The following is a 23,203-nucleotide window of genomic DNA, read 5'->3' as shown; positions in this document are numbered from 1 at the left end:
CACGCATCGACGAGGCCGCTGACGTCATCGTCGCTGTGCTCCTGGGGCGAGAAGCTAACAGATAAGCGCTTCACCTGTAAAGCGCTTTTCTGACACGGCGAGCGCTAGGATCAGCGGCATGGCCACGATGCAGCAGGTCGCCGATCGGGCGGGGGTCTCGATCGCCACCGTGTCCTTCGTGGTGAACGGGACGAAGTACGTGACCCCCGGAACCACGGCGCGGGTGCGGACCGCGATGCGCGAGCTGAAGTTCCGTGGCAACGTCGTCGCCCGTGCGCTCGCGAGCCGACGCACCCGGATCATCGCGCTGCTGTTCCCGACCACCGGCAACCGCTTCAGCCCGACCACCTCGCAGTTCTTCATGAGCGCGGCGGAGCGTGCGTCCGAGCGGGGGTACCACCTCGTGCTCTGGCCAGTGGACCCCGCCGGCGACGACCTGGACGACCTCGTGTCGGGCGGACTCGTGGACGGCGTCATCCTGATGGAGGTGCGGATGGACGACCCCCGCGTCGCCGTCCTCACCGACCTCGACGTGCCGTTCACCCTGATCGGCCGGACCCGCGACAGCAGCGGGCTGCCCTTCGTCGACATCGACTTCGAGACGACGATCGAGGACAGCCTCGACCACCTCCAGGCCCTCGGGCACCGGCGGTTCGGGCTCGTCCTCGAGGACCTCGAGGGCACCCCGATGGCCGGCTACGCACCGCACCTGCGCGTCGAGTCGACGTTCCGGCAGGCGATGGTCGAGCGCGGACTGACCGGGACGATCGTCACGGCGGGGCCCGGCAGTGACGGCGGCCGGCAGGCCACGAGTGACCTGCTCGCGGCGGACCCCGACGTCACCGCCGTGCTCGTGATGAAGGACGACTCGTCCGCCGGCGTCCTGGTCGGGCTGTACACCGCCGGGCGGCGGGTCCCCGAGGACGTCTCGGTGCTCAGCATCGCGTCGTCCGAGGCGAACGCGGACCAGCACTACCCGCGGCTGTCGACGATGGTCGCCCCCGGCCCGGAGCTCGGCGTGCGGGCCGCCGACGCCCTCATCGAGCAGCTCGACGGCACCTCGGAGGACCTGCCGCACTTCCTGCTGCCGTGCACGCTGCGGATCGCCGAGTCCACGGCCCCCGCCCCGGCCTGACCACCCGCCGGTCCGGAGGCGCGGGTCGTCCCCGCCACGGGCCTCCAGGCCGCCGCCCCCCGGCCCCACGGAGCCACCAGCGAAAGCGACAGATCCCTGCGGACAGCCCAGGCTCCGCCTGGTTGTGTGGATGCACAGGTTCGCAGCACCACACGTCGAGGAGGACGGATGGCCATCGACCGGAGGACGTTCATGCTCGGGGGAGCGGGGGTGCTGCTGCTCGCCGGCTGCTCCACCCGACCCGAGCGCACGCGGGTCGAGGACTGGCCCACCGAACCGCCCGAGGGCGAGGCGACGATCAGCTGGTGGGCCGGCCAGGTCGCCTCGAAGGACGGGGGTGACCTGCGCCGTCGGCTCATCGCGGAGTTCCAGAAGGAGCACCCGAACATCCGGGTCCGGATCGTCAGTGCCCCGAGCGACACCGACACGAACCGCACCAGCCTGACGACCCAGATCGCGGCGGGCAGCAGCACGCCGGACGTCTACCTGGGTGACGTCGCGTGGCCCGGGCAGTTCGCGAAGAACAAGCTCGCGACCCCGGTGAACCAGCTCGTCGGTGAGGACTTCTTCGACCAGTTCCCCGAGGGGCTCCGGCTCGCGGCGAGCGTCGACGGCACGTACTACATGTTCCCGCTGTACATCGACGAGTCGTTCTTCCTGTACCGGAAGGACCTGCTCGCGAAGCACTCCCTGCAGGTGCCGGCGTCGTGGGAGGAAGTGCGCGAGACCGCCGCGAAGCTCGTCGACACCGGTGACGTCAGCTACGGGTTCGCGTTCCAGGGCGACGTGTACGAGGGGCTGACCTGCAACGTCACCGAGTTCGTCGCGGACGCTGGTGGGTCGTTGCTCAACGACGACCTGACCAAGCCCGAGACGACGAGCTCCGAGACGAAGCGCGCCTTCGAGTTCATGCGCTCACTGATCACCGAGGGGGCGTCGCCGCGGGCCACCCTGACGTACCAGGAGCAGGACACCAACGACGCGTTCTCCGGCGGCCGTGCGGCGTTCCTCCGCAACTGGTCGTACGCGTGGGGGATCGCGAACGGTCCGGACAGCCGGGTCGCCGGCAAGGTGGGTCTGGCCGCCCGGCCGACGTTCGACGGCATGGACGAGCACCACTCGACGATCGGCGGGTGGGGGAACTACATCAACCCGCACACGCAGGAGCCCGCGGCGGCACTGACGTTCGCGCGCTGGATGTCGAGCGAGACCGCGCAGCAGTTCCTGACCCGCGAGGGCGGCGTCCTGCCGGCGCGGAGCGCCTCACTCGTCAGCGAGGACGCGAAGCGCCAGGAGCGTCCCACCTACGACACGGCGGCGGGCATCACGCTCGTGCCCCGCCCGACCTCGACCGCCTACTACCCGAAGGTGTCGCAGGGCATCTACCAGAACGGCAACAGCATCCTCGGTGGGCAGGCGTCCGTCGACGGCGGCACCAGCGCGATGGCCTCCGCCATCTCGCTGGCACTGCAGGGAGCAGCGCTGTGAGCGCCGGCACCGCGACACGGCCGGCACGGCCTGGAGGCACGGGGCGCGTCGATCCGCCGCCCCGGCCGACGGGGCGGTCGCGTCTCGACCGCATCCGCTCGCGGGGTGCGTGGGGCTTCGCGGCCCCGGCGCTCCTGGTGGTCGCCGCGGTCACGATCTTCCCGGTCGTGTACTCGGTCGTCCTGAGCTTCGCGGACGTCGAGGTCGGCTACGAGGGCTTCACCATCCAGTCGTTCGGGTTCGACAACTACGCGGCCCTGCTGCAGAGCGCCGACTGGTACCGGGCGCTCGGGTTCACGGTGCTCTACACGGTGGTGACGGTCTCGGTCGAGCTCGTGCTCGGCATGCTCGTCGCGCTGGTGCTCGAGCGGCTCGGGGCCACCCGCGGCTGGATGCTCGCGCTCATGCTCATCCCGTGGTCGCTCGTCACCATCGTCAACGCGCAGCTGTGGAAGTACATCTACGACAGCACCTACGGCGTCGCGACGTGGTTCTTCGGTCTGTTCGGGGACGCTCCGGTGATCCTCGGTGAACCGGTGCCCGCGATCACCGGGCTGATGGTCGCGGACATCTGGAAGACGACGCCGTTCGTCGCGATCATCCTGCTCGCCGGGTTGGTGCAGATCTCCGAGGACCACTACGAGGCCGCCGAGCTCGACGGCGCGAGCACCTGGCAGACGTTCTGGCGTGTGGTGCTGCCGCAGCTCACCCCGACCCTGACGATCGCGGTGCTGTTCCGCATCCTGCAGGCGTTCGGCGTCTTCGACCTGCCGTTCGTGCTGACGAACGGCGGACCGGGCACCGCCACCCAGTCGCTCGCGATCATGGGCTACAAGGTGCTCTTCCAGGACATCAACATCGGTCCGGGCGCCGCGATCGCGACCTCGACCGCGATCATCGTCGCGGCCGGGTGTCTGCTGTTCCTCCGGGCGTTCCGGAACCAGGCGAAGGGAGGGGACGACTGATGCCCCGTCAACGTGTGCGCAAGGGCTGGCGGAAGTGGGTCAACACCGTGAACGTCAGCGGTGTCGTCATCGCGGTGCTCACGGCGCTGCCGCTGTACTGGCTCGTCACGACGTCGCTCAAGCCGGCGTCCGAGATCGGGCAGTCGCCGCCCACCGTGTGGCCGCAGTCGTTCACCTTCGACAACTTCGTGGTGGCCTTCCGTGACAACGCGCTCGGCCAGTACATGGTGAACAGCGTCATCGTGTCGGTGTCGACCACGGTGATCGTGCTCGCGCTGGCGTTCCTGGCCGGGTACGCGCTGGCCGGCCGGTTCATCCGGGGCCGAACGGCGATCATGACCTCGTTGCTCATGCTGTCGGTGTTCCCGGCGATCGCGGTGCTGACGCCGCTGTACCTGCTCGAGCGCAACCTCGGGCTGCTCAACTCGTACCCGGGTCTGATCGTGCCGTACGTCGCGTTCAACCTGCCGTTCGCCATCTGGATCATGCGGAACTACCTGCAGGGGATCCCGTCGACGATCGAGGAGGCGTCCGAGATCGACGGGGCCGGGGCGTGGCGCACCGTGCTGAGCGTGATCCTGCCGATGGCCAAGCCGGGCCTGTTCACGGTCGGCGTCTTCACCTTCACGGCATCGTGGAGCGAGTTCCTGATGGCGCTGACCTTCAACAGCGAGAACTCGTTCCGGACGATCCCGGTCGGCATCGCGCTCTTCGGGACGCAGTTCACGGTGCCGTTCGCGCAGATCTTCGCCGCGAGCGTGGCCGCCACGGTGCCGATCGTGATCCTGGTGCTCGTGTTCCGCCGCTCGATCGTGTCCGGTCTGACCTCCGGCGCCGTCAAGGGGTGACGGGTGTCCGGCATGCGGAGATAGGTAGAGAACTTACCTAGCTGCGCATGCTGGACATTCGTCCGAGCGTCGCGCTGACCGCCCGTACCCTGCCGTCAGGGGCTCGGTGCGCCGAGATCGACGGCTGCGACGATGCGGTCGATGATCCGCACGAACCTGGCCCGCTCCCGTTCCGAGAAGGAGGCCATCAGGTCGTGCAGGTGCTTGTTCGTGCCGTCCATCGCGCGCGTGTAGTCGCGGCGGGCGGCATCGGTCAGCTCGATGTACCGGCTCCGGCCGTCGTCGGGGTTCGGGACGCGACTGAGGTGTCCGCTGTGCTCGAGTCGGTCCACCATGCCGGTGACCGCCGGGCCGGTGAGTCCCAGGTGCTTCGACAGGTCCTTCACGCGCACGGTCCGGCCCGCTGCTTCGGCGCGGGACACGAACTGCAGCAGCGTCAGGTCGCCGCCGGAGACGCCGAGTTCGTCGCGCAGCCGCCCGCGGAGTTCGGAGACCGCGGCCTCGAGCCGGGTCAGCGCTGCGTCGAGGTCGACATCGCTCACGACAGCGCCCCCTCTGCACGGGTCTCGTCCGGGTCACGATACGCCGCAGTCACCACCCCAGCGTATCCACATAGCGCGGTTCGTGGAACGGTCCGGGTGGCGGCGTCGGGAGCAGGGCGCCGTGGCTGACCCCGTCCCGGACCCGCAGGGTGCCGACCGGGCCGGCGAACCGGTGCGGTTCGAGGTCGCCGGCGGGGACCCCTACGCCGCCGAGCGCGACCTCGCCGCCGTCCACGGTGCCGATCGGTGGTCCGTCCGGCGCATCGACGACGACTTCTCGTACCGGTACACGGCCGTCGGCGACTCCGAGGTGAGCATCCGGCGTTCGCGGCTCCGCGGTGCCGTGCGTGGCTCGGTGCCCGTCGGGGCGGACTACGTCGTGACCTGGATCACGAGCGGCACCGCGTCGCTCGATTCCGGGCGTGCGCGGATGCAGCTGCGCCGCGACGTCCCCGTGCTCCTGCCACCCGAGGACGACTTCGTGTTCACGGCCGAGGACCACGACCAGCGGCTGGTGCACTTCGGGCGTGACTACGTGCACCGCGTCGCGTACGAGCACCTGGAGGTCGAGACGGCGCCGCTGCGGTTCGACCCGACCCGGGTGCCGGAGCCCGACACCGCGGAGCGCTGGCAGGAGGCGCTCGTGGCGTTGTCGCGTGCCCTGCGAGCCGAGGGGCCCGACTCCGACGCGTGGCACGAGGCCAAGCGGTCGGCCGCCACCGCGTTCCTGGACACGTTCCCGCCGCAGGCCGACGACCTGCCCGCGGTGCTCGATCTCCCCCGGAATGCCCGGCTGCGGGCCGCGGTGGAGTACATCCACGCCCACGCCGCCGAGCCGGTCTCCGTCCAGGAGCTGTCCGAGGTCGCAGGCCTGAGCGTGCGGTCGGTGCAGGAGTCGTTCCGCCGGGTCTTCGACGTGTCGCCGCTGACCTACCTGCGCGAGGTCCGGCTCGACCGGGTCCGCGGCGAACTGCTCGAGCTCGACCCGCAGGCCGGGGTCGTCGGTGACGTCGCCCGGCGGTGGGGGTTCGCCCACCTCGGCCGGTTCTCGGCGGCGTACGCGGCCCGGTTCGGCGAGTACCCGAAGCAGACCCTGCGCCGCTGACGACGACGGGTGCTCAGCGGCCGGCCGTGGGTCGCGGCGCCGGGCCGGTGCTCGCTCGCACCCGCAGGGTCGTGGGGAGCCGGACGTGGTCCGTGGTCGGCTCGCCACGGAGCATGGTCAGGAGCATCTGCACGGCGTGCGACCCGAGCTCGTCGAGCGGCTGCGACACCGTGGTGAGCGGCGGGGTCGTGGTGGAGGCCTGCGGCACGTCGTCGAAGCCCACGACGGACAGGTCCTGGGGAACGCGGAGCCCGACCTCGGCCGCGGCGCGGAGCACACCGATCGCCGACGAGTCGTTCGCCGCGAACACCGCGGTGGGGCGGTCGTCGAGGGCCAGGAGTTCCCGGGTGACGGCCGCGGACTGGTCCTCCTGGTAGCCGCCGTCGCGCAGCAGGCACTCGTCGACGGTGATGCCGGCGGCGGTCAGGGCGGAACGGTAGCCGGCTGCCCGGAGCTGGGCGGACGCCAGGTCGGCGCGACCCTGCAGGTGCGCGATGCGGGTGTGCCCGAGCGCGAGCAGGTGCTCGACGGCCTGGACGGCTCCGGCTTCGTTGTCGGCGTCGACGGTGGCGTGGCCCTCGGGCCCGGTGTGGGGGTCGATCGCCACGACGGGGATCGAGGAGCTCGACAGGGCCGTGGTCGGGGTGACCACGATCGCGCCGTCGATCAGGGTGCCGGACAGTCGGGACAGCGACCGGCGTTCCCAGCCGGGTCGGTCGGCGCCGGTCATCAGGCCGGCGTAGGCGAGCAGTTCGTAGCCGGTGTCGGTGGCCGCCCGCGAGATGCCGCGGAGCAGCTCGGTCGAGAACGGCTCGAACTCGGGCACCAGGATGCCGACGACCCCGGTCCGCGAACTGCGCAGGCTCCGGGCGACCAGTGAGGTCTCGTACCCCAGGTCCTCGACCACCTGCTGCACGCGGAGCATGGTGGCGGCGGCGACACCGTCGCGCTGGTTGATCACCTTGGAGACCGTCGGGATCGAGACCCCGGCCGCTCGTGCCACGTCGCCGATCGTCACCCGGCCGGCACCGGGACGCGCGCCGAGTGCCGAGTCCATGTGCACACCGTACCGCTGCGACACCCTGCGATCGGTTAAGAAAACGTTATCGATATCGATTGACACCGCCCCCGAGCAGCAGGCATGCTCTCCGCAGCGGCAGTCGATGTCGCGCCATGTCAACGACGACACTTCAGGAGTTCCACGATGACGAGGAAGATCCGTGCCGCGGCAGCCATCGCGCTGATCGGGGCGACCGCACTGGTGGCCAGCGGGTGCTCGGCGGGCAGCGATGCCTCCGAGGACGGCGGGAAGGTCACGATGACCTTCTGGCACAACTCGACGACCGGACCGGGCAAGGCCTACTGGGCTTCGACGGTCAAGGCGTTCGAGGAGAAGTACCCGAACGTCACCATCAAGACCCAGGCGATCCAGAACGAGGACCTGGACGGCAAGCTCCAGACCGCCCTCAACTCCGGCGACGCCCCCGACGTGTTCCTGCAGCGTGGCGGCGGCAAGATGGACGCCATGATCGCCGCCGGGCAGCTCATGGACATCTCCGACTCCATCAGCGCCGACGCGAAGAAGTCCATCAGCGCGGGCACGTTCGCCGGCTACGAGAAGGACGGCAAGACCTACGCCATGCCCGGCGCGGTGCTCCCCGAGGGCATCTGGTACTCGAAGGACCTGTTCAAGGAAGCCGGCATCGAGGGCACGCCCACGACCATGGACGAGCTGAACGACGCGATCACGAAGCTCAAGGCCAAGGACATCGACCCGGTCGCCGTCGGCGCGAAGGACGCCTGGCCGGCCGCCCACTGGTACTACAACTTCGCACTCCGCGAGTGCAGCCAGAAGACGCTCGAGGACGCGGCGAAGTCCCTGAAGTTCGACAACGCCTGCTGGACGAAGGCCGGCGAGCAGCTCGAGGACTTCAACGCCACCAAGCCCTTCAACAACGGCTTCCTGACCACCGCGGCACAGCAGGGTGCCGGCAGCTCCGCCGGTCTCCTCGCCAACCACAAGGCGGCCATGGAGCTCATGGGTGCGTGGGACCCGGGCGTGATCGCATCGCTGACGCCGGACGCCAAGCCGCTGCCCGACCTCGGCTGGTTCCCGTTCCCCGCGACCGACGGTGGCAAGGGTGACCCGAAGTCGATGATGGGTGGTGTCGACGGCAACTCCTGCTCCGCACAGGCCCCGAAGAAGGCGTGCACCGACTTCCTGAACTTCATCGTGCAGAAGGACAACCAGGAGGCGTACTACAAGGCCTTCAACGCCATCCCGGTGAACAAGGACGCCCAGTCGGTCGTCGACTCGGACTACCTGAAGTCGGCCCTGGCCGCCTACCAGGACGCCCCGTTCGTCTCGCAGTACCTGGACACCCTGTACGGCCAGAACGTCGGCAACGCGCTGAACACCAGCGTCGTCGACCTGCTGGCCGGCAAGGGTGACGCGAAGGACATCGTCGAGACCACCAACCAGGCTGCGGCCAAGGGCTGAGCATGGCCCTCGACACCTCGCTCGGTACGACTCCGGCCACCGGGTCGGACACGGCCGCGGGGACGTCCCCGGCGGGGAGCGGTTCGCCGCTCCCCGCCGGTCGGCGGACCACGCGCCGCATCGCGGACTGGCGGAAGCGCGTCGAGATCGCGGTCCTCGCCGGACCCGCGGTCATCGTCTTCGTCACGTTCGTGATCCTGCCCGTGGGCCTCGCCGCCTACTACGGGTTCTTCAAGTGGCAGGGCTACGGCCCGCCCACCGACTTCGTCGGGCTGCAGAACTACCTGATCATCTTCCAGGACAAGGCGTTCCACGCGGTCCTGATGCACAACGGCTTCATCGTCGTGCTCTCGCTGGTGCTGCAGGGGCCGATCGCGATCGTGCTCGCCCTGCTGCTCAACCAGAAGATGCACGGCCGCGGGCTCGTCCGCGTGCTCGTCTTCGTGCCGTACGTCATCTCCGAGGTGATCGTCGGCACCGGGTGGAGCCTCATGCTCCAGTCGAACGGCGCCGTGAACGACCTGTTCCAGAGCATCGGCCTGGGCGGACTCCGTGCGGACTGGCTGTCGAACCCCGACATCGCCATCTGGACGCTGCTCGTGATCATCTCGTGGAAGTACATCGGCTTCGCGGTGATCCTGTTCCTCGCCGGCCTGCAGAGCATCCCCGAGGAACTGTTCGAGGCCGCCGCCATCGACGGTGCCGGCTACTGGCAGATCCAGCGGCGCATCACCCTGCCGCTCCTCGGACCGACCATCCGCATCTGGGCGTTCCTGTCGATCATCGGCTCGCTGCAGCTGTTCGACCTCGTCTACATCATCTGGGGCCAGTACATCGCCTCGACCGCGGGTACCTCGACGATGGCGACGTACATGGTCGCCAACGGCCGGACCTCGGGCAACTTCGGCTTCGGCAGCGCCGTCGCGGTCGTGATGTTCGTGATCTCGCTCGTGGTCGCCCTGATCTACCAGCGCTTCGTGCTCCGCCGTGACACCGCGGGTGCACTCACCGAGAGGAAGAACTGATGGCCACCACGAGCATCGTCGCCCCCGGGCGCCGGGCCGTGCGGGAGCGCCGGTCCAGTGCCGCGATCGGACGCGCCAACCCGCTGACCTACGTCGTCGCGATCCTGTTCGTCGCCGCCAACCTGGCACCCGTGCTCTACATCGTGCTGGGCGGCTTCCGGACCAACTCACAGATCACCACGAGCCCCGCCGGGCTGCCGGCACCGTTCGAGTTCGGCAACTACGGCTCCGTGCTGTCGAGCGGCATCTTCTGGCAGCAGCTCGGCAACTCGACGATCAGCGCCGTCACGACCACCCTCGGGGTCGTCGTGCTCGGGCTGATGGTGAGCTTCGTGCTCGCCCGCTACCGGTTCGCCGGCCGCGGGGCGCTCTACGCCCTGTTCGCCGCGGGCCTGATGTTCCCGATCACCGTCGCGATCACCCCGCTGTACCTGCTCGTCAAGGACCTCGGTCTGACGAACAGCCTGGCCGGCGTGATCCTGCCGCAGATCGCGTTCGCGCTGCCGACCACCGTGATCATCCTGGTGCCGTTCCTGCGCGCCATCCCCGACGAGCTCGAGGAGGCCGCGTCGATCGACGGGGCGAGCCGTCTCGGGTTCTTCTTCCGGATGGTCGTGCCGCTGTCGCTGCCCGGCGTCGTCACGGTCGGCATCCTGGCGTTCATCGCCAGCTGGAACAGCTACATCCTGCCGCTGTTCATCCTGAACAACGAGGCCGCCTACACGCTGCCGCTCGGGGTCCAGTCGTTCTCGTCGCAGTACTCCGTCGACACCGCCAAGGTGCTCGCGTTCACCTCGATGTCGATGATCCCGGCGCTCGTGTTCTTCACGATCTTCCAGCGCCGCATCGTCGGCGGCCTGACCGGGGCGGTGAAGGGGTGACCGCGACCGACGCGACGCGGACCGCCGGACGCGACCCGCGCCTCCAGGCCGACAGCGCGACGGACGCGACCGCGACGGACGCGACCACGACCCCCGCCGGCCCCCGCGCCGACGCCCTGCTCGCCGAGATGACCCTCGACGAGAAGGTCGCCCAGCTCGTCGGCTACTGGCTCGACCAGAACGGCGTCGTCGCCCCCATGCAGGGCGAGATGGCGGCCGTGCAGCAGGGCGGCACCCTGACGGACATCACCCGCGACGGCATCGGGCAGTTCACCCGCGTCTACGGCACCCGCCCCGTCGAACCCGACGAGCGTGCCGCCTGGCTCTGGGCGGAACAGCGCCGCCTGCAGTGCGAGACCCGGCTCGGGATCCCGGCGCTCGTCCACGAGGAGTGCCTGACCGGCCTCGCCGCGTGGAAGGCCGCGACGTTCCCGACGCCGCTGGCGTGGGGCGCGTCGTTCGACCCGGAGCTCGTCGAGCAGGTCGGCGCCGCGATCGGTGCGTCGATGCGGCAGCTCGGCGTCCACCAGGGCCTCGCGCCGGTCCTCGACGTCATCCGCGACCCGCGTTGGGGGCGGGTCGACGAGTGCATCGCCGAGGACCCCTACCTGGTCGGCACGGTCGGCACCGCGTACGTGCGCGGGTTGCAGTCGGCCGGGGTCGACGCGACCCTGAAGCACTTCCTCGGGTACTCGGCGTCGCAGGCGGGGCGGAACCACGCCCCCGTGCACGCCGGGGCCCGTGAGGTCGCGGACGTGTACCTGCCGCCGTTCGAGATGGCGCTGCGCGACGGGGGCGCCCGGAGCGTCATGAACTCGTACGCCGAGATCGACGGCGTGCCCGTCGCAGCGAACGGCGAGCTGCTGACCGGCCTGCTCCGCGACCGGCTCGGTTTCGACGGCACGGTCGTCGCGGACTACTTCTCGGTGGCGTTCCTCGAGGTCATGCACGGCATCGCCGCCGACCGTGGCGAGGCCGCGGCGCTGGCGCTCGAGGCCGGCATCGACGTCGAGCTCCCGACCGGTGACGCGTACCTCGCACCGCTCGTCGAGCGGGTCCGCAGCGGGCAGGTGGACGAGGCTCTCGTCGACCGTGCCGTGCTCCGGGTGCTCCGGCAGAAGGAGCGGCTCGGCCTGCTCGAACCGGACGCCTTCGCCGAGGACGCCCCCACCGGGATCGACCTCGACACCCCGCTGCACCAGGCGCTCGCGAAGCGGCTGGCAGCCGAGTCGCTCGTGCTGCTGTCGAACGAGGGCGGCAGCGTCAGCGTCGACAGCGGCACCGCCGACGGCACCACCCCCGTCCTCCCGCTCGCACCGGGGGCCTCGGTCGCCGTCATCGGCCCGAACGCCGACCGCGCCGAGGCGCTGCAGGGCTGCTACTCGTTCGCCAACCACGTGCTCGCCTCGCACCCCGACCTGCCGCTCGGCTTCGCGATCCCGACCGTCCGCGAAGCCGTCGCCCAGGCGCTCGGTCCGGCAGCGGTCCGCTTCGCCACGGGCTGCGCCGTGACGGGGAACGACCGGGCCGGCTTCGCCGACGCCGTTGCGGTCGCATCCGCCTCGGACGTCGCGGTGGTCGTCGTCGGCGACCAGGCGGGCCTGTTCGGCCGCGGCACGGTCGGCGAGGGCAACGACACCGAGTCGCTCGACCTGCCCGGCGTGCAGCGCGAGCTGGTCGAGGCCGTCGTCGCGACCGGCACCCCCACCGTGATGGTGCTGCTCACCGGCCGGCCGTACGCGATCGGCTGGGCGCTCGACGGCGACCAGCCGCGCCCGGCCGCGGTCGTGCAGGCGTTCTTCCCGGGCGAGGGCGGCGGGCTGGCGATCGCCGACCTGCTGACCGGCGTGGCCTCGCCCTCGGGCCGGCTGCCGCTGTCCCTGCCCCGGTCCGCCGGCGCGCAGCCGTTCACCTACCTGCACCCGCGGCTCGGCGGTCCGTCCGACGTCACCGCCGCGGACTCGACGCCGGTGCGACCGTTCGGTTTCGGCCTCGGCTACACCGACTTCGCGTACGACGAGCTCGTCGTCGACCCGGACGTCCGGTCCGACGGCGTCTTCACCGTGTCGGTGACGGTCCGGAACACCGGGGTGCGCGACGGCGAGGACGTCCTGCAGCTCTACGGGCACGACGTGCACGGCAGCGTCACCCGGCCCGAGGTGCAGCTCCTCGGCTACGCGCGCGTCGCGGTCGCAGCGGGGGAGTCCGTGCGGGTCCGCTTCCGCGTCCCGGTGCAGCGCTTCGCGTTCACCGACCGTCGGATGCGCAGGGTGGTCGAGCCCGGCGACGTGCAGGTCTGGGTGGCGTCGCACGCGGCGGCGTCGCGGCCGTCAGGCTCGGTGGCAGCGGGTGGGATCGTCGCCTCGGGCGACGGTCCGGTCCGACACCCCGTCCCCGGCACCGCCACCCAGCGCGCCACCGTCGCGGTCACGGGCGCGGTGCACGAGGTCACCCCGGGCGACCCCCGCCTGGTGGCGTGGTCGCTCGTCTGACCCGGTGACGGACCACGTGCCCTGGGCGTGACCGGGTGACGGACAGGAGGCGCGGTGCGGGCTCGCACCGCGCCTCCCGTCCGTCAGCGGGTCCTGATCACCCGACCGGCTCGAGCCGGTCGGACAGGTCCAGTGACCAGACGGCGACGCCCGTCAGGCCGAGCCGCTCCGCCAGCGCGACCCGCGCACGCAGTGAGCGTGCGTCGGACCACCAGAGCACCTCGCCGCTCGGCAGGGTCGCGGTCCACTCGCCGACCGTCGCGTCCCAGCGGGCGGTCGCGCCCGCCTTCCGGACCCGGAGCCGGGCCTGGGCGTCGGAGAGCTGACCGGCCGGACGCTTCCCCTTCCAGTGGTAGCCGTACCCGGCGACACCGAGCACGATCTGGTCGGCGGGAGCGAGGCTCACGAGTGCACGGGCGGCCTTCGACGACCACGCGAGCGAACCGACCGGACCGGGTGCGTCCGGCTCCCAGGGGCTGTGCTGGTCGTAGGCCATGAGCGTCAGGTGGTCGAGCGGGGCACGGAGGGCGCGCACGTCGTAGCCGAGGCGGGCGTACCCGGCCGCGGTGGTCGACGCGGACAGGGCGATGTCGAGCCGGACGTCGTCGCCGACGGCGGCCCGGAGCTCGCGGGCGAAGGCGGTGAGACCGGGCTTCTCGGCCTTGGTCAGCGCCTCGAGGTCGATCATGACCGAGTCCCAACCGCCCGTGGCCACGTCGGCGGCGAGTGATCGGACGACCCGGGCGCGGTTCGCGGGCGAGGTGAGCAGCCTGCGGGCGATCGGCTCGCTGAAGTCCCCGTCGGCCTCGGAGTAGTTGCTGACGAGCAGCTGCGCGGTGAGCCCGTTGGCGTGTGCCCGGTTGCGCTGGGCCTTGGCGGCGCGCGACGGTGCGGTGACCTTCGACCCCGTGCGGTTCAGCAGCAACCCGTCGACGCCGACCACGTCCATCGCGGCGGCGTTCGCGTCCACCAGGGCGGTGTCGGCGTTCTCGGGCTGGAAGCCGGTCACGTCGAACCCATCAGCGTGGGCGGCGGTCGGGGCCGTGCAGCCGGCGAGTGCGAGTCCTGCGGTGAGCGCGGCGGCGAGCAGTGCGGAGCGGCGTCGACGCGGGGTGCCGGTCATGCGGTGGGTCCGTCCGGTCGTCCGGGGTGGCCGGGTGCCGACCACGGCGGGAGCTCGGCCGACGGGTACCCGCCGTGCTGGTCGGGCGCCCGCAGCATCGGGTTGACGGCACGCAGCCGGATGCCGGAGGTGTCACCGGCGACCCCGCGGACGGCGCTCGCCAGCAGGAACGCGACGACGTCAGCGGTGCTGCCGTCCGGGTCGTAGCCGTGCCAGGGGTGGTCGTCGCCCTGGGCGCGGCGCAGGGCGCTGGCGAACGTCGCGTCGGCGTCCTCGATCTCCACCTCGCAGTCGAGCACGACGCGGAAGCGCGAGCCCTCGCCCGGGGGGACACCGAGGTCCGTCGTGGCGCGGGGGTCCGGGTCCGCCGGGTCGAACGACCGGAGCGCCGCCGACGGTGCGGTGCCGAACGCGGCACGGTACTCGGCCGCCATCCGCCCGGCGTTGCTGAAGTGCCAGTGCTTCGCGACGTCCGCGATGGTGCGACGGTCCGCCGGTGTCATGGAGAGCAGGTCGCGGCGGACGCCTTCGAGCCGGACCCCGCGCAGGTACGACGCTGGCGAGGTCTGCAGCTCCCGCCGGAACGCGCTCTGCAGGCCTCGGGTCGACAGGTTCGCGGCGGCGGCGATGTCCGGTACCGAGATCGCTTCGCGGGCGTGTGCGTGCACGAACCGCAGCGCCTCGTGCACGGTGCGGGACAGCCGTGCTCCGCCGTGCTCGGGACCACTCGCCGTGGTCGGTGCCTGGTCCATACGTGGGAGCGTACGAGGCGCTCGTGTGGATCGGCCTCCGACGCCACGACGCCGTCGGTATCCGAGGTGCGCGGATGTGACCCGCACCCGTTCGGGGGGCATTGTGGACGCCGCGCGAGGCGTTTACCGTCCAAGAGGTACTCAAACTGTCCTCCTCCGAACAGGGTCGGAGGCTCGGGGACAGATCGGAGGATCTGATGAGTGGTTACGAGCGTGCACCGGGGGTCGCCCCGGTCCACATCACCTCCTACCGGGCGCGGGCACGGGCTGCCAGACGCGGCTGGATCGTGCAGTCCGAGGACGACGTCAACCGCGAGCGCTTCACCTTCGGGGACCTCCGCGCGCAGCGTGGACCGAACCCGTGAGCAGCGACCGCTGACGCGCGACGTCCGTCAGCGCAGGCGGTCCGCCAGGAACGCCGCCTGACGCTCCCAGTGCCGGAAGCCGCCGCCCTCGTGCCCGTTGTACGGGTACACGGCGATCTCGCGGTCGGTGGAGCCCAGGGCGTTGAACGCGGCGAAGGTCGTGCGCGGCGGGACGACGTCGTCCATCAGCGCGACCGAGAACAGCGCCGGTGCGGTGATGCCGGCGGCGTGGTTCACCCCGTCGAAGTACGCGGCGGTCTCCCACACGCCCTCGGCCGCGTCGCGGTGCACGGCGAGGTACTGCGCGAGCTCCAGGTACGGACCGCCCACCGCGACGTCGGTGCCGTTCCGCCAGTCGGCCAGGAACGCCACGTCGGGCAGCACCGCGGTGATCGGTCCGACGTGTGCCTCGACCAGGGCCGCTGCGGCGATGGCGATCCCGCCGCCCTGGCTCCCGCCGGTCAGCGCGATGCGATCGGGGTCGACGCCGGGCAGCGTGCGCACCGCCTCGACGAGCCGCACGGCGTCGGTGTAGACGCGGCGGTAGTAGTGGTCGGCGGGCGAGCCGATGCCGCTCGTCATCCAGCCGCTGGCGTGCGGTGCGGAGCCGTGCGGGTCCGGGGTGTCGCCGCCGGCCCACCCGGAGCCCTGGCCGCGGGTGTCCATCACCACGTGCACGTACCCGGCGAGGGCCCAGTGCACGCGCTCACCCGGGCGACCGCGGCCACCGCCGTAGCCGAGGAACTCGACGACGACCGGCAGTGCGCCCGGGTCGTCGGTCACGGGACGGTTGACCCACGCCCGCACCGGGTCACCGGCGAACCCGGGGAACGTCAGGTCTTCGACGACGAGACCGGTGACCGGGGTCTCGGCGGGCACGAGGACCGGCTCGACCCCCTCGCCCGCGGTCCGGGCGAGGGCGATCGTGTCCGCCCAGAAGGCGTCGAAGTCATCTGGGCGCCGGACGTCGGAGCGGTGGGCGCGGAGCGCGTCGAGGGGCAGGTCGGTCAGTGGCATGGTGTGTCCTCCGGGACGATCGTGCCCCCGGCACCGTCGAGGACGGCGCCGGGGGCACGGAGTGTCGGTTCAGCGCGCCGCCGCGCGGTACTGCTCGAGCACCTCCGGGTGCGGGTCGGACGGCACGGTGGTCGTCGCGGTGTCCCACGTCGGCAGGGCTCCGGTGAGCGCCCACGCGGCCTGCTTCGCAGCCCCCGCGGCGACGTACTCGCCGGGCTCCGGCACCAGGACGTCACGGCCGAACACCTGCGCGGCGACGGCGCGGACCGCCGGGTTCCGCGCAGCGCCCCCGATGAGCAGCAGCCGCTCGACGGTCACGCCGGTGTCCTGCACCGCGGCCAGTCCGTCGGCGAGGGCGCAGAGCATCCCCTCGAAGGCCGCCCGGGCCAGGTGCGCCCGGTCGGTGGTCGCCGGCGTCATGCCGAGCAGCGAGGCGGTCGCGTCCGGCCGGTTCGGCGTGCGCTCGCCGACGAAGTACGGCACCAGGACGAGGCCGTCGGCCCCGGCCGGCGCCTGCAGCGCCAGCTCGCCGAGCGCGTCGTGGTCGACGCCGAGCAGGCCGCCGATCACCTCGAGCACGCGGGCCGCGTTGAGCGTCGTGACGATCGGGAGGCGCGACCCGGTCCCGTCGGCGAAGCCCGCCACGGTCCCGCTCGGGTCACGCACCTCGGCGTCGCTGACCCCGAAGACCGTGCCGCTCGTGCCGAGGGACACCGCGACGTCGCCCGGGCCGAGACCCAGGCCGAGCGCTGCCCCGGCGTTGTCACCGAGTCCGGCGCCGACGACGAGGCCGGAGGGCGCGACCGCGCCGCCGGGCAGCTCGACGTCGGTGGACAGGGTGCCCATCGCCTCGTCGGGAGCAACCACGCGGGGCACGACCACGGCGTCGTCGTCACCCATCGACGCCGGCCGCATCGGCCGCCCGAGTGCGAGCTCGAACAGTTCCGGGTCGTACTCGCGGCGCACCGGGTCCCAGTACGCCGTGCCGCTGGCGTCGGACGCGTCCGTCGCCAGGGCCTCCAGGTCGGGGCCGAGCGGACTCTCGTCCGCCGGACCGTACCCGCGGAGCCGCCACGACAGCCAGTCGTGGGGGAGCGCCACGGCCGCGACGCGGGCCGCGTTCTCGGGCTCGGCGTCGCGGAGCCACCGCAGCTTGGTCCCGGTGAACGACGCGACCGGCACCAGCCCCGTCCGGGCGACCCACGCCTCCTGGCCGAGCTCGTCGACCATCTGCGCGGCCGCGTCCGCACTGCGGACGTCGTTCCAGAGCAGGGCGTCGCGGACGACGCGGCCCTCGGAGTCGAGCGCGACCATGCCGTGCTGCTGCCCGGCGACGGCGACGGCACCGACGTCGTCGAGGCCGCCGGCGTCCGCGACGGCGGCACCGAGGGCGTCCCACCAGTGGCGGGGGTCGACGGCGGTGCCGTCCGGGTGGGACGCGCGGCCCTCGCGGACGACCGCACCGGTCGCGGCGTCACGGATGGTGACCTTGCAGGACTGGGTCGACGAGTCGACCCCCGCGACCAGGTCAGCCACGAGCGCCCATGAGGTGCTCCATCGCGAGCTGCTGCAGGCGGACGAAGCCGAAGCCCTTGCCGCCGAAGTAGGCGTCGGTGTCGAAGTCCTCGTAGGCGGAGCGGTCGGCGAGGAACGTGTCGTACGACTCGCCGTCGTTCAGCGTCGGCGTCGACAGCTCGCCGACCTTCGACGCCTCGAGTGCCGCCTGCACCTCGGGGTCGGCGCGGAACGCCTGCGCACGCTCCTTGAGGAGCAGGTACATGCGCATGTTGGCCGACGCGGAGTCCCAGACACCGCTGATGTCCTCGGTGCGGCTCGGCTTGTAGTCGAAGTGGCGCGGGCCGTCGTACGCCGGGCCGCCCTGCGGGGCACCGTGCTCGAGCAGGTCGACGAGCGAGAACGCGTTCTGCAGGTCGCCGTGGCCGAACACCAGGTCCTGGTCGTACTTGATGCCGCGCTGACCGTTGAGGTCGATGTGGAAGAGCTTGCCCTGGTAGAGCGCCTGGGCGATGCCGGCGGTGAAGTTCAGGCCCGCCATCTGCTCGTGGCCGACCTCGGGGTTGATGCCGAACAGCTCCGGGCGCTCGAGCGTCTCGGTGAAGGCGATCGCGTGGCCGAGGGTCGGCAGGAGGATGTCGCCGCGGGGCTCGTTCGGCTTCGGCTCGATGGCGAACCGGATGCCGTAGCCCTTGTCGGTGACGTACTGGGCGAGCAGGTTGACGGCCTCGCGGTACCGCTCGAGCGCGGCCTGCACGTCCTTGGCGCTGTCGTACTCGGAGCCTTCGCGGCCACCCCACATCACGAACGTCGAGGCGCCGAGCTCGGCGGCGAGGTCGATGTTGCGCAGGACCTTGCGGAGCGCGAAGCGGCGGACCTGCCGGTCGTTCGAGGTGAAGCCGCCGTCCTTGAAGACCGGGGCGGAGAACAGATTCGTCGTGACCATCGGCACGACGATCCCCGTCGACTCGAGGGCGCCCTTGAGGCGGTCGATCTGGGTCTGGCGCTCGGCGTCGGTGGAACCGAACGCGAACAGGTCGTCGTCGTGGAAGGTCAGGCCGTAGGCCCCGAGCTCGTCGAGCTTCTCGACCGCCTCGACCACGTCGAGCGCGGGGCGGGTCGGCCCGCCGAAGGGGTCCGAGCCGTTGTAGCCGATGGTCCAGAGACCGAAGGAGAACTTGTCTGCACGGGTGGGCGTCGTTGCCATGGTGGTCACCGTTCGTCGTCGAAACAAAATGTTGCCGCGCCCAACATAAGCGGTAGTGTTGGCTGTGGCAAGCACGTGATCGCAAAGGAGCGAGCGGATGGCACAGGAACGACTGCGGGTCGCGATGGTGGGGCACGGCTTCATGGGAGCCGCACACTCACAGGCGTGGCGGACCGCTCCCCGGTTCTTCGACCTCGGGGCCGACCCGGAGATGGCGGTGATCGTCGGGCGTGATCCCGAACGCACCGAGGCAGCCCGGCAGCGGTACGGCTGGCAGGCGGCGTCCACCGACTGGCGTGCCGTCGTCGCCGATCCGGACATCGACGTGGTCGACGTGGTGTCCCCGGGGTCCTCGCACGTCGAGATCGCGATCGCCGCGCTCCAGGCCGGCAAGCACGTCCTGTGCGAGAAGCCGCTCGCCAACACCGTTGCCGAGGCCGAGGCGATGACCGCCGCTGCCGCTGCAGCCCGGGCGCACGGGGTCCGCGCCATGGTCGGGTTCAGCTACCGCCGCGTGCCTGCGATCGCGTTCGCCCGGCAGCTGGTGCAGGACGGCCGGATCGGCACCGTGCGCCAGGTCCGCGCGCTCTACCTGCAGGACTGGTTGTCGGACGAGGACGGCCCGATGACCTGGCGGCTCGACAAGTCGCTCGCGGGCTCCGGTGCGCTCGGCGACATCGGCGCGCACGCCATCGACCTGGTCGAGCACGTCACCGGTTCGTCGCTCGCCACCGTGTCGGGCACGCTCGAGACCTTCGTGACCGAGCGTCCGTTGATGGCCGAGGGGGTCGGGCTCTCCGGCACCGCGTCGAGCGAACGCGGGCAGGTCACCGTCGACGACGCCGCGTTCTTCACCGCACGGCTCAGCGGCGGCGCGGCCGACCGTGCGATCGGCACCTTCGAGGCGACGCGCTACGCGACCGGGCGGAAGAACGGCCTGACGCTCGAGATCAGCGGTTCCGACGGCGCGATCCAGTTCGACCTCGAGGCGATGAACGAGCTGCGGTTGTACGAGTCGAACGCCCCTGCGGGGGAGCAGGGCTTCCGGCGCATCCTGGTCACCGAGCCCGAGCACCCCTACATGGCCGCGTGGTGGCCGACCGGACACCTCATCGGGTACGAGCACACCTTCAGCCACCAGGTGAAGGACTTCATCGACGCCGTCGCCACCGGCACCGACCCGTCACCGTCGTTCGCCGACGGCCTGCACGTGCAGCGGGTCCTCGACGCCGTCGAACGCAGCGCCGCCGCCGGCAGCACCTGGACGGCGACCTCGTGAGCGCCGCCGAGCAGACCCGCCGGGCGCTCGTCGTCCGCGGCGGGTGGGACGGCCACCAGCCCGTCGAGACCACCGACCTGTTCATCCCGTTCCTGCAGGAGAACGGGTTCGAGGTCCGGGTGTCGGACTCGACGGCCGTCTACGCCGACGCCGCCGTCATGGACGAGGTCGACCTGATCGTGCAGGTCGTCACGATGTCGACCATCGCCGACGACGAGTTCGCCGGGCTGCAGCGCGCGGTCCTGGGCGGCGCCGGACTGGCCGGCTGGCACGGCGGCATCGCGGACGCGTTCCGGAACACCGCCGACTACCTGCACATGGTCGGCGGCCAGTTCGCCCACCACGCGGGCAAGCACCCCGACGAGCGCGTCGGGGAACAGTCGGACAACTACATCCCGTACACGGTGCACATCACCGACCTCGGGCACGAGCACCCGATCACGCAGGGCATCGAGGACTTCGACCTCGTCACCGAGCAGTACTGGGTGCTGTCCGACGAGTACAACGACGTCCTCGCGACCACCACCCAGGACGCGCGCGACTTCGACGCCTGGAACCGACCGGTCACCGCACCGGCGATCTGGACGCGGCAGTGGGGCGAGGGCCGCGTGTTCGTCTCCGCACCAGGGCACCGCCTCGAGGTCGTCGAGTCGCAGCCACTCCGCACCATCATCGAACGGGGACTCCTGTGGGCAGCACGCTGAACGAGGGGGTGCTCCGCGTCGGTGTCGTCGGCGTCGGGGTCATCAGCCAGCAGTACTTCGAGCACTTCCCGGCCCTGCCCGGACTCGAGCTCGCCGCGGTCGCCGACCTCGACGTCGCCCGTGCCCAGCAGGTCGGTGCGGCACAGGGCGTGCGCGGCACCACCGTGGACGACCTGCTCGCCGCCGACGACGTCGACGTGGTGCTCAACCTGACGATCCCGGCCGCACACGCCGACATCGCCACCCGGGCACTCGCCGCCGGCAAGCACGTCTACGGCGAGAAGCCGCTCGCGATGTCCACCGCCGAGGCCGCACCGGTGCTCGAGGCCGCCCGCACCGCCGGCCTGCGCGTCGGCAGCGCCCCGGACACCGTCCTCGGCACCGGCGTCCAGACCGCGCGCGCCGCGCTCGACGACGGCGCGATCGGCACCCCCGTCGGCGCAGCCGTCGCCTGGAGCGCCCCCGGGCACGAACGCTGGCACCCCGCGCCGGCCTTCTACTACCAGCCCGGCGGCGGACCGCTGCTCGACATGGGGCCGTACTACCTGACCAGCCTCGTCACGTTCTTCGGGCCCGTCGTCCGGGTCAGCGGAAGCGTGACCCGCTCCACCCGCGAGCGCACAGTCGCCACGGGGCCGAACGCCGGCACCCCGATCCCGGTCGACATCGACACGCACGTCGTCGCGATCCTCGAGCACGAGGGCGGCGTGGTCTCCACCGTGACCGTCTCGTTCGAGGTCTGGGCCACCCGCGCCCCGCTGTTCGAGGTGTACGGCACCGCGGGCACCCTGGGCGTCCCGGACCCGAACCGGTTCTCGGACACCGTGTCGATCGCCACCGCCGACGACCGTTCGTGGCGCGACCTGCCGGTCGCCGCCGGGTACGCCGACGCCGGTCGCGGCTACGGCCTCGCCGACATGGCCCACGCGATCGCGACGGACCGGCCGCACCGGGCCTCCGGCGACCTCGCGTTCCACGTGCTCGAGGTCATGGAGGCGGTCTCCGCCGCCGCCCGAGACCACTCGGTCGTCGATGTGCACTCGCGCGTCGAGCGACCCGCCACCGTCCCGGCCGGGTCCGCGCCCGGATCCTGGTGACGGAACCCGACCACCGCGAAGAAGGACGACGACGATGACGACGACGGACGCGAGCGACACGACGGACACGACCCGGGCCTCCCGGCCGGTCACCCTGTTCACCGGACAGTGGGCCGACCTGCCCTTCGAAGAGGTGGCCCGACTCGCCGGGGAGTGGGGCTACGACGGGCTGGAGATCGCCTGCTGGGGTGACCACCTGGACGTCCGGCGCGCCGCGACGGACCCGGAGTACGTCGCCGGGCGCAAGGCGATCCTGGAACGCAACGGGCTGCAGGTCTGGACGATCGCCAACCACCTGGTCGGCCAGGCCGTGTGCGACGACCCGATCGACCAGCGGCACGAGGACATCGTGCCGCCGCACGTGTGGGGCGACGGCGATCCCGAGGGCGTGCGGCAGCGTGCGGCCGAGGAACTGCAGTGGACCGCCCGTGCCGCCGCCGCGCTCGGGGTGGACACCGTCACCGGGTTCTCCGGCTCGTCGATCTGGAAGACCGTCGCCGGGTTCCCGCCCGTGCCGCCGGCGATGATCGACGCCGGGTACCAGGACTTCCACGACCGCTGGTCACCGATCCTCGACGTCTTCGAGGAGGTCGGGGTCCGGTTCGCGCTCGAGGTGCACCCGTCCGAGATCGCCTACGACTACTGGACCGCGAAGCGCACGCTCGAGGTGTTCCAGGACCGCCCGGCGTTCGGGTTCAACTTCGACCCGTCCCACTTCGTCTGGCAGGACCTGGACCCCGCCGCGTTCCTGCTCGACTTCGCCGACCGGGTGTACCACGTGCACTGCAAGGAGTCGGTGAAGCAGCTCGACGGTCGCAACGGCCGGCTCGGGTCGCACCTGCCGTGGGGCGACCCCCGGCGCGGGTGGGACTTCGTCACCGCCGGCCACGGGGACGTGCCGTGGGAGCGGGTGTTCCGCGTGCTGAACCACATCGGGTACGCCGGCCCGACCAGCGTCGAGTGGGAGGACGCCGGCATGGACCGCCTCGTCGGCGGGCCCGAGGCGCTGGCGTTCGTACGGCGGCTCGGCACCATCGCGCCGCCGGAGGCGTCGTTCGACGCCGCGTTCTCGCAGTCGCGCTGACCGGGCCGCCTGCGTTCGAACGCCCCACCGCTTCCGCGCGTACCTGCTGAATCCGGGCACACCTGGTCGTTCGTTTCGA

The 23,203-nt window shown here is 71.5% G+C and carries 21 protein-coding genes; 14 read left to right on the top strand and 7 right to left on the bottom strand.

Annotated elements, in window-relative coordinates; translation table 11 throughout:
* The first annotated feature begins 118 nt into the window (after positions 1-118).
* The 4 genes from QRN30_RS07140 to QRN30_RS07125 all read left to right on the top strand — a co-directional run bounded on the left by QRN30_RS07140 (position 119) and on the right by QRN30_RS07125 (position 4,436).
* Positions 119-1,135, top strand: a complete 1,017-nt coding sequence (locus tag QRN30_RS07140) for a LacI family DNA-binding transcriptional regulator (protein ID WP_284760737.1) — start codon at positions 119-121, stop codon at positions 1,133-1,135.
* Between the two features lie 168 nt (positions 1,136-1,303).
* Positions 1,304-2,623 (top strand): ABC transporter substrate-binding protein, encoded by a 1,320-nt coding sequence (locus tag QRN30_RS07135; RefSeq protein WP_017886799.1) that lies wholly within the window; start codon positions 1,304-1,306, stop codon positions 2,621-2,623.
* A complete protein-coding gene (locus tag QRN30_RS07130) occupies positions 2,620-3,588 on the top strand; it encodes a carbohydrate ABC transporter permease (protein WP_175470757.1) in 969 nt (322 codons plus the stop codon). Before QRN30_RS07135 ends, QRN30_RS07130 begins: the two co-directional genes overlap by 4 nt.
* A complete protein-coding gene (locus QRN30_RS07125) occupies positions 3,588-4,436 on the top strand; it encodes a carbohydrate ABC transporter permease (protein ID WP_027464448.1) in 849 nt (282 codons plus the stop codon). The genes QRN30_RS07130 and QRN30_RS07125 overlap by 1 nt, the downstream gene beginning before the upstream one ends.
* A gap of 95 nt (positions 4,437-4,531) precedes the next feature.
* On the opposite strand, the gene QRN30_RS07120 is transcribed toward QRN30_RS07125, so the two are convergent.
* Positions 4,532-4,978 (bottom strand): MarR family winged helix-turn-helix transcriptional regulator, encoded by a 447-nt coding sequence (locus QRN30_RS07120; protein WP_017886796.1) that lies wholly within the window; start codon positions 4,976-4,978, stop codon positions 4,532-4,534.
* Positions 4,979-5,099: 121 nt separating this feature from the next.
* On the opposite strand from QRN30_RS07120, the gene QRN30_RS07115 reads away from it, so the two are divergent.
* A complete protein-coding gene (locus QRN30_RS07115) occupies positions 5,100-6,083 on the top strand; it encodes an AraC family transcriptional regulator (RefSeq protein WP_140448392.1) in 984 nt (327 codons plus the stop codon).
* 13 nt (positions 6,084-6,096) lie between these two features.
* On the opposite strand, the gene QRN30_RS07110 is transcribed toward QRN30_RS07115, so the two are convergent.
* Entirely contained in the window at positions 6,097-7,140 is a 1,044-nt protein-coding gene (locus tag QRN30_RS07110; protein ID WP_284760733.1) for a LacI family DNA-binding transcriptional regulator, read from the bottom strand.
* Between the two features lie 147 nt (positions 7,141-7,287).
* On the opposite strand from QRN30_RS07110, the gene QRN30_RS07105 reads away from it, so the two are divergent.
* Genes QRN30_RS07105 through QRN30_RS07090 form a run of 4 tightly spaced genes read left to right on the top strand, consistent with a single transcriptional unit; the run spans position 7,288 to position 12,981 of the window.
* A complete protein-coding gene (locus tag QRN30_RS07105) occupies positions 7,288-8,583 on the top strand; it encodes an ABC transporter substrate-binding protein (RefSeq protein ID WP_017886793.1) in 1,296 nt (431 codons plus the stop codon).
* Between the two features lie 2 nt (positions 8,584-8,585).
* Positions 8,586-9,608: a carbohydrate ABC transporter permease gene (locus QRN30_RS07100; RefSeq protein WP_017886792.1), complete on the top strand. Its 1,023-nt coding sequence runs from the start codon at positions 8,586-8,588 to the stop codon at positions 9,606-9,608.
* The gene (locus tag QRN30_RS07095; protein ID WP_017886791.1) at positions 9,608-10,489 is read left to right on the top strand and encodes a carbohydrate ABC transporter permease; all 882 of its coding nucleotides are present in this window, start codon (positions 9,608-9,610) and stop codon (positions 10,487-10,489) included. The genes QRN30_RS07100 and QRN30_RS07095 overlap by 1 nt, the downstream gene beginning before the upstream one ends.
* Positions 10,486-12,981, top strand: coding sequence for a beta-xylosidase/alpha-l-arabinosidase (locus tag QRN30_RS07090; RefSeq protein WP_502869531.1), 2,496 nt, complete (start codon positions 10,486-10,488; stop codon positions 12,979-12,981). Before QRN30_RS07095 ends, QRN30_RS07090 begins: the two co-directional genes overlap by 4 nt.
* A 97-nt stretch (positions 12,982-13,078) precedes the next feature.
* On the opposite strand, the gene QRN30_RS07085 is transcribed toward QRN30_RS07090, so the two are convergent.
* Both QRN30_RS07085 and QRN30_RS07080 read right to left on the bottom strand, forming a co-directional pair.
* The gene (locus tag QRN30_RS07085; protein ID WP_284760732.1) at positions 13,079-14,104 is read right to left on the bottom strand and encodes a glycosyl hydrolase family 18 protein; all 1,026 of its coding nucleotides are present in this window, start codon (positions 14,102-14,104) and stop codon (positions 13,079-13,081) included.
* Positions 14,101-14,856, bottom strand: coding sequence for a helix-turn-helix domain-containing protein (locus QRN30_RS07080; RefSeq protein ID WP_017886788.1), 756 nt, complete (start codon positions 14,854-14,856; stop codon positions 14,101-14,103). Before QRN30_RS07080 ends, QRN30_RS07085 begins: the two co-directional genes overlap by 4 nt.
* Before the next feature lie 197 nt (positions 14,857-15,053).
* Between QRN30_RS07080 and QRN30_RS07075 the strand changes: the two genes are divergently transcribed.
* Positions 15,054-15,221: a hypothetical protein gene (locus QRN30_RS07075; protein ID WP_194590285.1), complete on the top strand. Its 168-nt coding sequence runs from the start codon at positions 15,054-15,056 to the stop codon at positions 15,219-15,221.
* Between the two features lie 27 nt (positions 15,222-15,248).
* On the opposite strand, the gene QRN30_RS07070 is transcribed toward QRN30_RS07075, so the two are convergent.
* The 3 genes from QRN30_RS07070 to xylA all read right to left on the bottom strand — a co-directional run bounded on the left by QRN30_RS07070 (position 15,249) and on the right by xylA (position 18,960).
* Positions 15,249-16,238: an acetylxylan esterase gene (locus QRN30_RS07070; RefSeq protein ID WP_284760731.1), complete on the bottom strand. Its 990-nt coding sequence runs from the start codon at positions 16,236-16,238 to the stop codon at positions 15,249-15,251.
* A 69-nt stretch (positions 16,239-16,307) separates the two neighbouring features.
* Positions 16,308-17,774: a xylulokinase gene (gene xylB / locus QRN30_RS07065; RefSeq protein WP_284760730.1), complete on the bottom strand. Its 1,467-nt coding sequence runs from the start codon at positions 17,772-17,774 to the stop codon at positions 16,308-16,310.
* On the bottom strand, positions 17,767-18,960 hold the full coding sequence (xylA, locus tag QRN30_RS07060) for a xylose isomerase (RefSeq protein WP_042537878.1): 1,194 nt from the start codon (positions 18,958-18,960) through the stop codon (positions 17,767-17,769). The genes xylB and xylA overlap by 8 nt, the downstream gene beginning before the upstream one ends.
* A 97-nt stretch (positions 18,961-19,057) precedes the next feature.
* Between xylA and QRN30_RS07055 the strand changes: the two genes are divergently transcribed.
* The 4 genes from QRN30_RS07055 to QRN30_RS07040 are packed head-to-tail and all read left to right on the top strand — an operon-like array spanning position 19,058 to position 23,124.
* Positions 19,058-20,239 (top strand): Gfo/Idh/MocA family protein, encoded by a 1,182-nt coding sequence (locus QRN30_RS07055; protein WP_017886784.1) that lies wholly within the window; start codon positions 19,058-19,060, stop codon positions 20,237-20,239.
* Positions 20,236-20,943, top strand: coding sequence for a ThuA domain-containing protein (locus QRN30_RS07050; protein WP_017886783.1), 708 nt, complete (start codon positions 20,236-20,238; stop codon positions 20,941-20,943). The genes QRN30_RS07055 and QRN30_RS07050 overlap by 4 nt, the downstream gene beginning before the upstream one ends.
* Positions 20,928-22,040 (top strand): Gfo/Idh/MocA family protein, encoded by a 1,113-nt coding sequence (locus tag QRN30_RS07045; RefSeq protein ID WP_284760729.1) that lies wholly within the window; start codon positions 20,928-20,930, stop codon positions 22,038-22,040. The genes QRN30_RS07050 and QRN30_RS07045 overlap by 16 nt, the downstream gene beginning before the upstream one ends.
* 34 nt (positions 22,041-22,074) lie before the next feature.
* Positions 22,075-23,124 (top strand): sugar phosphate isomerase/epimerase family protein, encoded by a 1,050-nt coding sequence (locus QRN30_RS07040; RefSeq protein ID WP_042537748.1) that lies wholly within the window; start codon positions 22,075-22,077, stop codon positions 23,122-23,124.
* The last annotated feature ends 79 nt before the right edge of the window (positions 23,125-23,203 follow it).

The organism is Curtobacterium sp. MEB011 (genome assembly GCF_030209655.1).
Taxonomy (GTDB): domain Bacteria; phylum Actinomycetota; class Actinomycetes; order Actinomycetales; family Microbacteriaceae; genus Curtobacterium; species Curtobacterium poinsettiae.
This window is presented reverse-complemented; position numbering and strand designations above follow the sequence as displayed.